This window comes from Burkholderia sp. BCC0398 (genome assembly GCF_902833245.1).
In the GTDB taxonomy this organism is placed as follows: Bacteria; Pseudomonadota; Gammaproteobacteria; order Burkholderiales; family Burkholderiaceae; genus Burkholderia; species Burkholderia sola.
The window spans coordinates 19,139-33,327 of the sequence record NZ_CADFEM010000014.1 but is presented as its reverse complement, the minus strand read 5'-3'; the positions used below and the strand labels follow the sequence as shown (position 1 = coordinate 33,327).

The window sequence follows — 14,189 nt, the reverse complement described above, 5'->3', positions numbered from 1 at the left end:
GCCCTGCTCGCCGCGGCTGCCTGCTGCCGCACCTCGGCCGTCCTGCGGCTCCCTCGCTGTTCCCGCTGTCCGCGTGCCGCGCAGCACCCGCCTCGCCCGTTGCCGCTGCCCCGCAGTCCGTGCGGCGGCGCACCGCCGGCTGCAACCCGGTCCACGCGTGCAAACGTTTCCGGACTTCACATGAATGACACCGATTCCTCGCTATGCTCGCGGCGGCACGCATCGGCGCAGCCGCATCCTGCGACCCGGTGTGCGCCCTTTCCGCAGGTCCCGCCAATCGGCTCCCTCTTTACCCCACGATAACGACCATGACCCGATCGAACCGTCGTGACTTCCTGCGCGTCGCCGCCGGCACTGCCGGCGCCGCCGCGCTGAACCTGTTTCCGCCCGTGATCCGCGATGCGCTCGCGATTCCCGCGAACCGCCGTACCGGCACGATCCGCGATATCGAACACATCGTGATCCTGATGCAGGAGAACCGCTCGTTCGACCATTACTTCGGCACGATGCGCGGTGTCCGCGGCTTCGGTGACCCGCGCCCGCTGCGCCTCGCGAACGGCAAGTCGGTGTTTCACCAGCCGGTCGGCCCGGCCGAACTGCTGCCGTTCCACCCGGGCGCCGACAAGCTCGGCCTGCAGTTCCTGCAGGACCTGCCGCACGGCTGGCAGGACATGCACGCTGCCTGGAACAAGGGCCGCTACGACCAGTGGGTGCCGAACAAGGGCACGACGACGATGGCGTACCTGAAGCGCGACGACATCCCGTTCCACTACCAGCTCGCCGACGCGTTCACGATCTGCGACGCGTACCACTGCGCGTTCCCGGGCTCGACCGACCCGAACCGCTATTACATGTGGACCGGCTACGTCGGCAACGACGGCACGGGCGGCGGCCCGGTGCTCGGCAACGATGAAAAGGGCTACGGCTGGACGACCTATCCGGAAGTGCTCGAACAGGCCGGCGTGTCGTGGAAGATCTACCAGGACGTCGGCACGGGACTCGACGCGAAGGGTTCGTGGGGCTGGACGTCCAACCCGTACATCGGCAACTACGGCGACAACGCGCTGCTCTACTTCAACCAGTACCGCACCGCGCTGCCGGGCACGCCGCTGTACGACAAGGCGCGCACCGGCACCAACATCAGCGCCGGCGGCACGCTGTTCGACGTGCTGCAGCAGGACGTGAAGAACGGCACGCTGCCGCAGGTATCGTGGATCTGCGCGCCGGAAGCATATTCCGAGCACCCGAACTGGCCGGCCAACTACGGCGCGTGGTACATCGAGCAGGTGCTGAAGGCGCTCGTGTCGAATCCGGACGTGTGGAGCAAGACCGCGCTCTTCATCACGTATGACGAAAACGACGGCTTCTTCGATCACGTGCCGCCGCCGTTCGCGCCGCAGTCGCGCGACAACGGGTTGTCGACGGTCGCGACGACCAACGAGGTCTATGCCGGCGACGCGTCGCACATGGCCGGTCCGTACGGGCTCGGGCCGCGCGTGCCGATGCTGGTCGTGTCGCCGTGGACCAAGGGCGGCTGGGTCTGCTCGCAGACCTTCGATCACACGTCGCTGCTGCAATTCATCGAGGCGCGGTTCGGCGCGCAGTATCCGGTCACGGCCGCCAACGTGTCGCCGTGGCGCCGCGCGGTGTGCGGCGACCTGACGTCGGCGTTCGAGTTCGCGACCGTGGACGCCGCGTGGCCGACGCTGCCCGACACGAGCGGCTACGCGCCGCCCGACCGCGTGCGCCATCCCGACTACATCCCGGTGCCGCCGGTGCTGCAGAAGCTGCCGAAACAGGAAGCCGGGCTGCGTCCGGCGCGCGCGCTGCCGTACGAGCTGTTCGTGCACGGCCGCGTCGAAGCCGCGAACGGGCAGTTCCGGCTGACCTTCGCGAACACGGGCCGCGCAGGCGCCGCGTTCCAGGTCCAGTCGCGCAACCGCGTCGACGGCCCGTGGGCGTACACGGTCGAAGCCGGCAAACGCATCGCCGATACGTGGAGCGCCGCCGCGTCGCTCGGCCTGTACGACCTCGACGTGTACGGCCCGAACGGCTTCTACTGCCATTTCCGCGGCCCGTTCGCGACCGGCGTCGGCAGCGCGAGCGTGAACCCCGAAGTGATCTACGGCTACGACGTCGCGAACGGCAACATCACGCTGCGCCTGATGAACCGCGGCCACAAGGCCGTGCGGCTGAAGGTCACGAACGCGTACGGCCACGGTCACGCGCGCACGTTCGACCTCGCGCCGGGCGCGCACGTCGACGATTACTGGGACCTGCGCGGCAGCCACGGCTGGTATGACCTGACCGTCAGCGACGGCCGCCAGCTCGGCTTCCTGCGCCGCTTCGCGGGCCACGTCGAAACGGGCCGCCCGAGCACCAGCGACCCGCTGATCCGCACGACCGCGTCGCACGACGACGCCGAAGCCGCATCGGACGCCCTGTCCGACTGACGTCGACCCACGCGCGGCGCGGCCCCGGCGGGCTGCGCCGCGTCTTTGCCCCGCAGCACTCCCCCCCTCTGAGCCCGTTCCGTTCGCGACGGGAAACTCCCGATACCGGCCGCCCGCGCTCGCGCGGAAGCTATGCGCAAATCCGCATCGAATGCGCGACAAATTTCCAAGACCCGCGCATATCGGCGACCTATATATCGAAGCAATCGGGGCTCTTCACGGAGCCTGACGGGAGATGTTTCCGAGGATCACGCTGCCGACCTCCCCGCCCGATTCCGAGAAGCGGTCGAACCGCCCGCCCGTCGCACGCGCCCGGCCCGCCCGGACGCGCGCGGTACCCACTCGCCGGTGTCGAACAAGAGGAACAACATGAAATTCCGTCATTCCCTGCTGTCGGTGTCCATTGCCTCCGCGCTTGCCCTCCTCTCGCAACAGGCTGCTCACGCTGCCGACGCAACCGACGTGAAGGTCGGCTTCGCCGCGCCGCTCACGGGCGTGAACGCCGGCTACGGCAAGGATCTGCAGAACGGCGTGCAGCTCGCGCTCGACGATGCGTTCGCGCAGAAGGTGCAGATCGCCGGCAAGCCCGCCCGCTTCAATCTCGTCGTGCAGGACGACCAGGCCGACCCGCGCATCGGCGTGCAGGCCGCGCAGGCGCTGGTCGACCAGAACGTGTCGGTCGTGGTCGGCCACTTCAACTCGGGGACGACGATTCCGGCGTCGGTGGTCTACGACAAGGCCGGCATTCCGGTGATCGACCCGGCCGCGACCAACCCGACGCTCACGTCGCGCGGGCTCGCGAACATGTTCATGGTGATCGCGACCGACGGCCAGAACGCCGGCAACGCGGGCAAGTACGCGGTCGACGTGACGAAGGCGAAGCGCATCGCGATCATCGACGACCGCACCGCGTTCGGCCAGGGCGAGGCCGACGAATTCGAGAAGGCCGTGAAGGCTGCCGGCGGCACGATCATCGGACGCGAGTTCACCAACAACCAGGCCGTCGATTTCCGCGCGCAGATCACGAGCCTCAAGGGCAAGAACCCGGACCTGATCTTCTTCGGCGGCCTCGATTCGCTCGCCGCGAACTTCATCAAGCAGATGCGTCAGCTCGGGCTGAACGCGCAGTTCGTCGGCGGCGGCGGCGTGAAGGACAACGAGTTCATCAAGATCGCGGGCCCGGCCGCCGAAGGCGCGATGGCATGGGAATACGGCCGGCCGCTCGACGAGCTGCCGCAGGGCAAGGATTTCGAGGCGCGCTTCAAGAAGCGCTTCGGCGTCGACGTGCTGTCGTACGCGCAGTTCGGCTATGACGCGGCGTGGGCGGCGATCAAGGCGATGCAGGCGGCCGGTTCGACCGACCCGAAGGCCTATCGCCCGGCGCTCAAGAAAGTCGACTTCGAAGGCGTGACCGGCCGCATCTCGTTCGCGAACGACGGCTCGCTGAAGAGCGGGATGTCGACGCTGTACCAGGTGAAGAACGGCGCGTGGAAGACGATCGTGACGAAGGGAGGCTGATCGGCGAGGCGGGCGGCCGGCGGCGGGCACGCCGCCCGGCCGTGAAGATCGGCGGAATCACCCCGATCTCATATGACGACTGATGTTAAAGCGATTTCACCCGCGCGCAGCCGCGCGGGCTCCGCAACCCGGCGGTCAGCCGGCTTCGGCCTCCGCCGCCTCGTGCGCGCGGCGCAGCCGCTCGCGGCTGTTCGTGAGATGCGTGCGCATCGCGGCGCGGGCCGCTTCCGGGTCGTGGCGCGCGATTGCCTCGTAGATGTCCTCGTGCTCGTGATTCAGCCGGCCGACGTAGCGCTCGAGGTCGTCGCCGGCAAAGCGCGCCGAATTCACGCGCGTGCGCGGGATGATCGACGTGCCGAGCTGCGTCATGATGTCGACGAAATAGCGGTTGCCGGTGGATTGCGCGATCTGCAGGTGGAACTGGAAGTCGAGCTGCGCGGTGTCGCGGCCGCCGCCCGCGCCCGTCGCGATCGCGTCGAGCGCGCGCCGCAGCGCGGCGAGGTCGGCATCGTTCGCGCGCTGCGCGGCGAGGCTCGCGCACTCGCTTTCGAGGCTGATGCGCAGCTCCAGCACCGCGAGCACGTCGCGCAGCGTCGTGATCGTCGCGGGATCGATGCCGAGCGTCTGGCGGCGCGACGGCTCGAGCACGAAGCTGCCGATGCCGTGGCGCGTCTCGACGAGGCCGCTCGCCTGCATCCGCGAGATCGCCTCGCGCACGACCGTCCGGCTCACGCCCTGCGCCGCCATGACTTCGGTTTCGGTCGGCAGCTTGTCGCCGGGACGCAGTGTGCCGTTTTCGATCTGCGCGGTCAGCGCGTCGACGACATCTTGTGCGAGGCTGCGTGCGCGACGGCGCGGCGCTGCGGGAAGCGTAGGCACGGACATGTGGCCGGTTCCTTTTTGAATGATCGTAATGTGAGCCGAGGGTTTACGCGGGGTTTGAGCGAAAGCCGATGATTCATTATACTGCGTCACAAGTCATCCGACGACTGATGATCGGCGCACAGTCTCCTGTCGACTCAGGTCGGCTGTTCAGTCCCGCCTGGTCCCGTGCGTAACGATCGATCGACCCGTGTTCGCGCGCTGCGCTCCATGGGCCCGGTTGTCGCTTCCACCCCGTGTTCGGGTTGCGTCGACATGCGGGGCTTGCGCGCCGCGCACGTCGGTTGTCGAATGATCGCACCTCACGCCGCGCGCGGCAAAGCTTTTGCCGCACGGCATCGCCTACTTTTTCGCCATCGCCGCCCATGAACGCCGTCACTGCCTCGCCTTCCCACGACACGCCGCGCATCGTCGACCTGCAAGCGATTCCGGTCGCCGGCCACGACAGCATGCTGCTCAACCTGAGCGGCGCGCACGGCCCGTTCTTCACCCGCAACCTCGTGATCCTGAAGGACAGCGCGGGCCGCACGGGCGTCGGCGAAGTGCCGGGCGGCGAGAGCATCCGCCGCACGCTCGACGACGCGCGCGCGCTCGTCGTCGGCCAGCCGGTCGGCAACTATCACGCGGTGCTCAACGACGTGCGCCGCACCTTCGCCGACCGCGACGCGAGCGGCCGCGGGCTGCAGACCTTCGACCTGCGCACGACGATCCACGCGGTCACCGCGCTCGAAGCCGCGCTGCTCGACCTGCTCGGCCAGCATCTCGGCGTGCCGGTCGCCGCGCTGCTCGGCGAAGGCCAGCAGCGCGAGCGGGTCGAAATGCTCGGCTACCTGTTCTACGTCGGCGATCGCACGAAGACGGCGCTCCCCTATCGCGACGGCCGCGGCGCGACCGACGACTGGACCCGCGTGCGCGACGACGCCGCGCTGACGCCCGAAGCCGTCGTGCGGCTCGCCGAAGCCGCGCATGCGCGCTACGGCTTCAACGACTTCAAGCTGAAGGGTGGCGTGTTCGACGGGGCGAGCGAGATCGAAGCCGTGACGGCGCTCGCCGAGCGCTTCCCCGACGCGCGCGTGACGCTCGATCCGAACGGCGCATGGTCCCTCGACGAGGCCGTGCGACTGTGCCGCGATCAGCATCACGTGCTCGCGTATGCGGAAGATCCGTGCGGCGCGGAGAACGGTTACTCGGGCCGCGAGGTGATGGCCGAATTCCGCCGCGCGACGGGGCTGCCGACGGCCACCAACATGATCGCGACCGACTGGCGGCAGATGGGCCATGCGGTGCAGTTGCACGCCGTCGACATCCCGCTCGCCGATCCGCATTTCTGGACGATGCAGGGCTCGGTGCGGGTCGCGCAGATGTGCCGCGACTGGGGCCTCACGTGGGGTTCGCATTCGAACAACCACTTCGACGTGTCGCTCGCGATGTTCACGCACGTCGCGGCCGCGGCGCCGGGCCAGGTCACCGCGATCGATACGCACTGGATCTGGCAGGACGGCGAACGGCTGACGCGCGAGCCGCTGAAGATCGAGAACGGGCTGGTGGAAGTGCCGAAGCGGCCGGGGCTCGGTATCGACATCGACATGGATGCGGTCGCGCTCGCGCACGAGCTGTACAAGCAGCACGGCCTCGGCGCCCGCGACGACGCGGCGGCGATGCAGTATCTGATCCCGGGCTGGACGTTCAACAACAAGCGCCCGTGCCTCGTGCGTTGAGGGGGCGACGAACCGGGCGGCAGGTCCGCCCGGTCGGACGGAATGATGCGGTTCGCCGGTGGATTGGCGATCGCCGGCCGGGAAAGGCCGGCGAAGCAAAAGCGGGATTCGCGCGCGCGGCTAGCCTGTCGCCCGCTGATGGATCCCCTGGCCTGCCGCCCCCTAACCGGGCGTCCCTAACCGGGCGTCCCTAACCGGGCGTCCCTAACCGGGCGTCTCTAGCCGCCTGCGCCAATCCCCCGCGCCATCCCCGACGCGGCGAACACGATGACGATCACCAGCACCGCCTGCCAGTGACCGACCCGCACATAGGTGCGCGCACGGCCGATATCGGGCATCTGCTGCCGCCGCGCGGCGACACGCCAACGGATCAGCCCCAGCATCGGCACGACCTCGAGCAGCAGGATCAGCACGAGCGCGGTCATCTTCAGGTGAAAGAGCGGTTCGTGCAGGTAGTACGCGGTGCCTTTCTCGAAACCGCCGAACGCGCGTGCGACGCCCGTCGCGATCAGCACGAGCGCCGACACGCCCCAGACCGCATCGGCCTTGAACACGCCGGGCAAATCGACCGCCTGCGCGGATGCGATGAGCCGGCGCAACGCGCGGTTACGCGCCGCGATCGCGGCAAACGCGACGCCGAACGCACTCAGGTGAATGGCAGCCAGCAACCAACGGACGATCATCGCGCCTCCTTGTCGCCCGCGCCCGGTGCGCGAGCCTGTCAGACGATTTGCTTGAGCGCCGCGTCGAGCGCGAGCACCGCGACGCGGTCCCCTTCGGTCGCGAGCGGCGTGCGCATCACGACCTGCCGGTTGTGGCCGACAGCCGCCGGCGAATCCCACAGCAGTTCCACCTTCGGCCGATTGAACAGGCTGCCGCGACGCGGCGGCACGACCGCCTGCTGCGCGCCCTGCTCGCCCGCGGCGGGCGCGGCAGGTGCGACCCGGCCGGGCCAGCGCACCGACAGTTCGCGCGCGTCGTACTGGCCGACCTTGCGGCTTTCCATCCAGACGATCGCGGTGCGCGTCAGCACGTCGAGCGAGATCGCATACCGGCCGACCGCGAAGCGGCGCGCGGCCACGTTGGTCCGCCACAGCGGCCGCGGCCGGCAGATCCAGACGATCGCCGCGTACAGCGCCGGCGCGGCGACGAGCCAGCCGTTGGTCGCCGTCACCGCATGCAGCGCGCGGCGCCAGCCGGCCGCCCACGTGAACGCGCCGATCGACCACGCGGCAAACAGGAAACCGATCAGCGCGAACACGCGCAGCGCCTGGCGCAGCCACTGCGGCAGCGGATGGAACGGCCGCTCGGCCCGCGCGGCGGCGCCCGGCAGCGCGAGCAGCAGGAAGATCAGGATGAGGTAGAGGAATGCCCACGGCGACGACACCATCGCCGACAGCGACGAGCGATAGCCCATCTGGGACATCGAGAACAGCCAGCGCGCGAGCAGCACGAGACCGATCGCGCGCAACGCGAAGATCACGCCGGCGCCGGGGGCCGGCGCTGCGCGCGTGGTTTTCGTTCTCGCCAAGACTGCTCTCCTCTGGATAGTCGTACCGGGCCGGATTTCACGGCACGGCCATTATAGGGACATTACCGTCTGGACAGACGGCAGGATGGTGTGCCGGGCCGCTTCGGAGGCCGTTCGCAGCGTCGGGCGCGGCGAGAATACAACAGATCCGCGCCGCAGATGTGACAACGCCCCGCCGGAAAACCCGGACGGGGCGTCGTGGCGGCCGCGCGGCGGCGGCCCGCAATCAGCTTGCGTTGACTTCGCGGAGCACCGTGCGGCGCTTCTGGCGCAGCAGTTCCTCGTAGCCCTTCACGTAGTTCTGCGCCATCACCTTCGACGAGAAACGGGCTTCGAACGCGGCGCGAACCTTCTCGCGCGGCAGCGTATCGAGACGCTTGAGCGCGGCGACGGCCGACAATTCGTCTTCGACGACGAAGCCCGACACGCCGTTGTCGATCACTTCCGGCACCGAGCCGCGCTTGAACGCGATCACCGGCGTGCCGCAGGCCATCGCCTCGATCATCACCAGGCCGAAGGGCTCCGGCCAGTCGATCGGGAACAGCAGCGCATGCGCGTTGCCGAGGAATTCGGTCTTCTCCGACTCGCTGATTTCGCCGATGTACTCGACGTGCGGCAGCGCGAACAGCGGCTTGATCTTCTCTTCGTAGTACGCGCGGTCGGCCTTGTCGAGCTTCGCGGCAATCTTGATCGGCAGGCCGGCCTGCTCGGCGATGCGGATCGCCGTGTCGACGCGCTTCTCCGGCGAGATGCGGCCGAGGAACGCGAGGTAGCTCGGCTTCACGTTCGGGATCGGCGTCAGCAGGTTTTCCGGCAGGCCGTGGTAGACGGTCGACAGCCAGTTCGCCTGCGGCAGCGGGATGCGCTGGTTGTCGGAGATCGACACGACCGGCACGTCGCTGAACGCGTTGAAGATCGGCTGCAGTTCCGGCAGGTCGAGACGGCCGTGCATCGTCGTCAGATGCGGGACCGGCTGGCGCGAGAACAGCGAGAACGGGTAGTAGTCGATATGGCAGTGCAGGACGTCGAACTCTTCCGCGCGACGGCGCACCTGCTCGAGGAGCAGCATGTGCGGGGCCATCACGTCGCGGATCGTCGGGTCGAGGCGCAGCGCCTGCGGCCAGCACGCTTCGAGCTTCGCGGAGGTTTGCGAATCGCCGCTCGCGAAGAGCGTGACGTCATGCCCCATCTCGACGAGTGCTTCGGTGAGATAGGACACCACTCGCTCGGTACCGCCGTACAGTTTCGGGGGCACCGCTTCATGCAACGGAGCGATTTGGGCGATTCGCATGCGTAACTCCTAAAAAATCGGCAAAAAACCAGGTATGGGTCGGCAACCTGCCGGTGGTCCGGGCTGGAAACATGTCGTCCGAACCTCGGACGAATCAGCCTGCCGGGGGCGTCGAACCCGCGCTGCTCAAGGAGCGTCGGCGACGCGACAGGCATAGAACGTTTGAAACGAAGACCCGTTGACAGGGGTTCGTAAAAAAACCTGGAATCGAACCCGGAGCCGATTATCTAGGGTTATTCCCGATACGGCGCACGACATTTCAAACACTTTACTTTGTTACAAAGGCGCAACACTTTGCAACCCGCGGACTCGGGCGTCCGTTCTAGAGTGGAAGGCCGTTTTGGCGATCCTTGTTAACCCGCAGCTGCCGGCAGCGTGATTCCGGCACGCAGGACGGGATGCCGGATTTTATCTCAAAATCGAGCGCGAGCCCCTGGCCAAGGCAAGATTCGCGCAGCGCGACGCGCGGCGTTGTTTACAATGCCGGATTATTCAGTCCGGGCGAACGCCGGCCTGCGACCCAGCCGCCCCGCTCAATCACCGAATCACCGCACCCATATTTTGGAATCTCTCACCCCCGCCCAGCGCAACGCCCACAACGCGAAGCTGTCGAGCTACGCGCATCGGCCGATCGCGTTCCTGTTCCGCTACATCCGCCTCCACCCCGTCGCGCACCTGGTCGTGCTCTGCAGCGTGCTGGCCGCCGTCGGCTGCGCGCTCGGCTCGCAATATGCGATCAAGCACCTGATCGACGTGCTCGCGACCGGACGCCATCACCCGGGCCCGCTGTGGAGCGCGTTCGCGCTGCTCGTCGGGCTGATCGCGGCCGACAACCTGCTGTGGCGCGTCGGCGGCTGGGTCGCCGCGCACACGTTCGTCGCGGTCACCGGCGACCTGCGGCGCGACCTGTTCCAGTACCTGATCGGCCATTCGCCGACGTATTACTCGGAGAAGCAGCCCGGCACGCTCGCCAGCCGCATCACGGCCACGTCGAACGCGGTCTACACGTCGGAGAACACGATGGCGTGGAACGTGCTGCCGCCGTGCATCGCGGTGATGGGCGCGATCCTGATGATCATCGTCGTCAATCCGCTGATGGCGGCCGGCCTGCTCGGCTGTTCGGCCGTACTGTCCGTCATCCTGTTCAAGCTCGCCGGCCGCGGCTCCGCACGCCATCACGCGTTCGCGGCGAAGGCCGCGGCGGTCGACGGCGAGCTCGTCGACGTGATCGGCAACATGGGCCTTGTGCGCGCGTTCGGGATGACGCTGCGCGAACAGAAGCGCTTCAGCGCGACGGTGAAGGCCGAGATGGACGCACGCCAGCAGAGCCTGCTCTATCTCGAAAAGCTGCGGCTGCTGCACGCGGTGATCACCGCGATGCTGTCCGCCGGCCTGCTTGGCTGGGCGCTGTGGCTGTGGGATCAGGGCCGCGCGACGTCGGGCGACATCGTGCTCGTCAGCTCGCTCGGCTTCACGATCCTGCACGGCACGCGCGACCTCGCGGTCGCGCTCGTCGACGTCACGCAGCACGTCGCCCGCCTGTCCGAAGCGGTGAAGACGCTGCTCGAGCCGCACGGGATGCCGGACCGCTCGGACGCGCAGCCGCTGTCGGCCACGGGCGGCCGCGTCGATTTCGAGCGCGTGACGTTCGCGTATCCGCACCGCCGCGCGATCCTCGACCACTTCGATCTGCATATCGAGCCGGGCCAGCGCGTCGGCCTGATCGGCAAGTCGGGCGCGGGCAAATCGACCGTGCTCGCGCTGCTGCAGCGCTTCTACGACACGCAGGACGGCGTCGTGAAGGTCGACGGCCAGGACGTGAAGGCCATCACGCAGGACAGCCTGCGCCACGCGATCGCGCTGGTGCCGCAGGACATCTCGCTGCTGCACCGGACCATCTACGACAACATCGCGTACGGCCGCCCCGACGCGACCCGCGACGAAGTGCTCGCCGCAGCGCGCGACGCGCGCTGCGCGGAGTTCATCGAGGCGATGCCGGAAGGCTATGACACGATCGTCGGCGACCGCGGCGTCAAGCTGTCGGGCGGCCAGCGCCAGCGCATCGCGATCGCGCGCGCGATCCTGAAGAATGCGCCGATTCTGCTGCTCGACGAAGCGACGTCGGCGCTCGACAGCGCATCCGAGGAAGCGATCCAGAGCGCGCTCGACCGACTGATGGTCGGCCGCACGGTGATCGCGATCGCGCACCGCCTGTCGACGCTGCGCAACTTCGACCGCATCATCGTGATGAGCAACGGCAAGGTGATCGACGACGGCCCGCCCGAGGTGCTGCGCAACCGCCCCGGCCTGTACCGCGATCTGCTCGCGAAGCAGCACGGCCGCCATCATGCGGCCACCGACGGCAACACGCCGACCGGCGAACGCGTGGCCTGACGCGCGTCGGCATCCGGCCAACGAAAAAGCCGCCGTGCTTGCTCGCACGGCGGCTTTTTCAATTGCAGCGGCAGCAATGGATCGGGATCAGACCTGCTGCAGATCGCGCAGAAAATTGTCCCGCCACACCGACACGTTGTTCTCGCGAAGCTGCGCGATCATGTCCGCATAGCGTGCGCGCCGTTCGGCGAGCGGCATCGTCAGCGCCTGCGACAGCGCATCGGCCATCCCGTCGATATCGATCGGATTGACGATCAGCGCGCCCGTGAGCTCGCGCGCGGCGCCCGCGAAGCGCGACAGCACCAGCACGCCCGGATCGTCCGGATTCTGCGCGGACACGTACTCCTTCGCGACGAGGTTCATCCCGTCGCGCAGCGGCGTCACGAAACCCACGCGCGCGAGCCGGTACAGCGCGGCCAGCAGCTGCCGGTCGTACTGGCGGTGAATGTAGAGGATCGGCGCCCAGTCGAGCTCCGCGTAGCGCCCGTTGATGCGCCCCGACTCCGCTTCGAGCTGCAGCCGGATGTCCTGATACGCGCGCAGGTCCGCGCGCGTCGACGGCGCGATCTGCAGGAACGACACGCGGTTGCGAATCGACGCCTGATGCTCGAGCAGCTTCTCGAACGCCCGGAAGCGCTCGACGAGCCCCTTCGAATAATCGAGCCGGTCGACGCTCATGATCAGTTGCCGCCCGCGCAGCGACGTCGCGAGCGTGCGCACCGCCTTGCCGTGCTCGCCCGCCTGCGCGAGCGACGCGATCTCGTCCGGATACACGCCGATCGGATAGGCGGCCGCGCGCAGCGTCTGGCCGAACGCCCGCACGTGCGCCGTGTGCCCGTCGTGCTCGACCTCGCCGTCCGCCTCGAACGCGACGTAGTCGCAGAACGCGCGCAGATCGGGCTCGGTCTGGAAGCCGAGCAGATCGAACGCGCACAGCGACTCGACGAGCTCGCGGTGCGGCGGCACGTTGACGAGCACCTGCGCGGCCGGAAACGGGATGTGCAGGAAGAAGCCGATGCGGTTTTTCACGCCGGCGTCGCGCAGCGCGCGCGCGAACGGAATCAGGTGATAGTCGTGCACCCAGATCACGTCGTCGTCCTGCAGCAGCGGCACGAGCTGCTGCGCGAGCCACACGTTGACGCGGCGGTAGCCGTCGAATTCGTGGCGATCGTACTGGATCAGGTCCGCGCGGTAGTGAAACGCGGGCCACAGCGTCGCGTTCGAGAAACCGCGGTAGTACTGGTCGTAATCGCGGCGCGACAGCCCGACGGTCGCGAACGTCACCGGCCCGCGCTCCTCGATGCGGATCTGCGGCTGCGGCGCGCCGGACGCGACCACTTCGCCGCTCCAGCCGAACCACATGCCGCCGGTTTCCTTCAGCGCGTCGTAGACGCCGATCGCGAGGCCGCCCGCCGCCGGTTCGCCTTCCGAAATCGGTGCGACGCGGTTTGAAACGATGATGAGCCGGCTCATGCGTGCGGTTGCCCCGCGCCGAGCCAGCGTGCGATCTGCTCATGCAGTGCGTCGACCGAATCGAGCCGCATCCGCGCGGACGTCTCGCCCGCGCCGACCTTGATCGACAGGCCGCCGCGCGCGTTGACCACCGCGAAGCCCTTCTCGTCGGTCAGGTCGTCGCCCGCGAACAGCGGCACGCGGCCCGCAAAGGGCGGCTCGTCGAGGAACGCGGCCAGCGCGCGCCCCTTGTCGACGCCCTTCGGCTTGATCTCGAACACCATCTTGCCGGGTTGCAGCACGTACGCATCCGGATAGTCGGCGACGAGGCGCTCGGCCGCTTCGCGCGCCACCGCCTCGCGCTCGGGCGCATTGCGAAAGTGCAGCGCGACGGCCGCACCCTTGATTTCGAGCAGCATGCCCGGATGGCGATCGACCACGCCTGCGAGCTCGCGCTCGATGCGCAGCAGGCGCTCGTCGTTGAAGCCGATGCGCTGCGTGTCGCCGTTCGCGTCGCGGCGCTCCGCGCCGTGCAGGCCGGCGATCGGCAGCCCGGGCATCTTCAGGAACGTGTCGAGGTTGTCGATCCCGCGTCCGGACACGATCGCGACCGCGCCGTGCGAGCGGCGCGACAACTCGTCGAGCAGCGTCAGCAGCGACGGCGGAACGTGAATGCTGTCGGGGGTCGGCGCCAGCTCGACGAGCGTGCCGTCGAAGTCGAAGAAGAACGCGGTATCGGTCAGGGACAGGGAAGCCGGAACGGATTGCATCGATTCGATAGTCTGAGGGCCGGCCGGCAAAACGCAGGCCGCCACTGCGCGAATGGAGTTGTGCGCATCTTACCGCGCCTGCGCCCCCAGATGGGCGAAACCGGGGCAGCGCGGACGTCGCGCCAGCCGCCGCGTCAACTGCGACATATTGCCCCGCTCGCCGGCCCCGTACCGGTTTCA

At 68.3% G+C, this 14,189-nt stretch carries 10 protein-coding genes; 4 read left to right on the top strand and 6 right to left on the bottom strand.

Features of this window, described 5'->3' with window-relative positions; genetic code table 11:
- Window positions 1–308 precede the first annotated feature (308 nt).
- Both HWX76_RS27255 and HWX76_RS27250 read left to right on the top strand, forming a co-directional pair.
- Entirely contained in the window at window positions 309–2,453 is a 2,145-nt protein-coding gene (locus HWX76_RS27255) for a phospholipase C, phosphocholine-specific (protein ID WP_050011429.1), read from the top strand.
- Window positions 2,454–2,822: 369 nt separating this feature from the next.
- Window positions 2,823–3,971 (top strand): branched-chain amino acid ABC transporter substrate-binding protein, encoded by a 1,149-nt coding sequence (locus tag HWX76_RS27250; protein ID WP_050011430.1) that lies wholly within the window; start codon window positions 2,823–2,825, stop codon window positions 3,969–3,971.
- A gap of 135 nt (window positions 3,972–4,106) precedes the next feature.
- Here HWX76_RS27250 and HWX76_RS27245 read toward each other — a convergent pair whose 3' ends face one another.
- The gene (locus tag HWX76_RS27245) at window positions 4,107–4,856 is read right to left on the bottom strand and encodes a FadR/GntR family transcriptional regulator (RefSeq protein WP_011544971.1); all 750 of its coding nucleotides are present in this window, start codon (window positions 4,854–4,856) and stop codon (window positions 4,107–4,109) included.
- A gap of 362 nt (window positions 4,857–5,218) precedes the next feature.
- Here HWX76_RS27245 and gudD point away from each other — a divergent pair, with 362 nt between their 5' ends.
- A complete protein-coding gene (gene gudD / locus HWX76_RS27240; protein ID WP_050011431.1) occupies window positions 5,219–6,571 on the top strand; it encodes a glucarate dehydratase in 1,353 nt (450 codons plus the stop codon).
- Window positions 6,572–6,789: 218 nt separating this feature from the next.
- Here the strand turns inward: gudD and HWX76_RS27235 are convergent, their stop codons facing one another.
- The 3 genes from HWX76_RS27235 to HWX76_RS27225 form a co-directional block, all read right to left on the bottom strand.
- Window positions 6,790–7,254 carry a DUF2214 family protein gene (locus tag HWX76_RS27235; protein WP_050011432.1) on the bottom strand — a complete coding sequence of 155 codons (465 nt, stop codon included), beginning with the start codon at window positions 7,252–7,254 and terminating at the stop codon, window positions 6,790–6,792.
- 38 nt (window positions 7,255–7,292) lie between these two features.
- Entirely contained in the window at window positions 7,293–8,102 is an 810-nt protein-coding gene (locus HWX76_RS27230; protein WP_089488280.1) for a hypothetical protein, read from the bottom strand.
- A gap of 226 nt (window positions 8,103–8,328) precedes the next feature.
- Window positions 8,329–9,393, bottom strand: coding sequence for a glycosyltransferase family 4 protein (locus HWX76_RS27225; protein ID WP_006476459.1), 1,065 nt, complete (start codon window positions 9,391–9,393; stop codon window positions 8,329–8,331).
- Between the two features lie 561 nt (window positions 9,394–9,954).
- Here HWX76_RS27225 and HWX76_RS27220 point away from each other — a divergent pair.
- The gene (locus HWX76_RS27220) at window positions 9,955–11,787 is read left to right on the top strand and encodes an ABC transporter ATP-binding protein (RefSeq protein ID WP_050011436.1); all 1,833 of its coding nucleotides are present in this window, start codon (window positions 9,955–9,957) and stop codon (window positions 11,785–11,787) included.
- A gap of 87 nt (window positions 11,788–11,874) precedes the next feature.
- Here HWX76_RS27220 and otsA read toward each other — a convergent pair whose 3' ends face one another.
- Both otsA and otsB read right to left on the bottom strand, forming a co-directional pair.
- On the bottom strand, window positions 11,875–13,260 hold the full coding sequence (gene otsA / locus HWX76_RS27215) for an alpha,alpha-trehalose-phosphate synthase (UDP-forming) (protein WP_124556929.1): 1,386 nt from the start codon (window positions 13,258–13,260) through the stop codon (window positions 11,875–11,877).
- Window positions 13,257–14,009 carry a trehalose-phosphatase gene (gene otsB / locus HWX76_RS27210; RefSeq protein ID WP_050011438.1) on the bottom strand — a complete coding sequence of 251 codons (753 nt, stop codon included), beginning with the start codon at window positions 14,007–14,009 and terminating at the stop codon, window positions 13,257–13,259. The genes otsA and otsB overlap by 4 nt, the downstream gene beginning before the upstream one ends.
- Between the last annotated feature and the right edge of the window lie 180 nt (window positions 14,010–14,189).

What these genes read in the sequence shown, in the direction of transcription:
- gudD (WP_050011431.1), top strand. Translation starts at nt 5,219, where the DNA reads ATGAACGCCGTCACTGCCTCGCCTTCCCACGACACGCCGCGCATCGTC.
- HWX76_RS27250 (WP_050011430.1), top strand. Translation starts at nt 2,823, where the DNA reads ATGAAATTCCGTCATTCCCTGCTGTCGGTGTCCATTGCCTCCGCGCTT.
- otsA (WP_124556929.1), bottom strand. Translation starts at nt 13,260, where the DNA reads ATGAGCCGGCTCATCATCGTTTCAAACCGCGTCGCACCGATTTCGGAA.
- HWX76_RS27225 (WP_006476459.1), bottom strand. Translation starts at nt 9,393, where the DNA reads ATGCGAATCGCCCAAATCGCTCCGTTGCATGAAGCGGTGCCCCCGAAA.
- HWX76_RS27255 (WP_050011429.1), top strand. Translation starts at nt 309, where the DNA reads ATGACCCGATCGAACCGTCGTGACTTCCTGCGCGTCGCCGCCGGCACT.
- HWX76_RS27235 (WP_050011432.1), bottom strand. Translation starts at nt 7,254, where the DNA reads ATGATCGTCCGTTGGTTGCTGGCTGCCATTCACCTGAGTGCGTTCGGC.
- HWX76_RS27245 (WP_011544971.1), bottom strand. Translation starts at nt 4,856, where the DNA reads ATGTCCGTGCCTACGCTTCCCGCAGCGCCGCGCCGTCGCGCACGCAGC.
- otsB (WP_050011438.1), bottom strand. Translation starts at nt 14,009, where the DNA reads ATGCAATCCGTTCCGGCTTCCCTGTCCCTGACCGATACCGCGTTCTTC.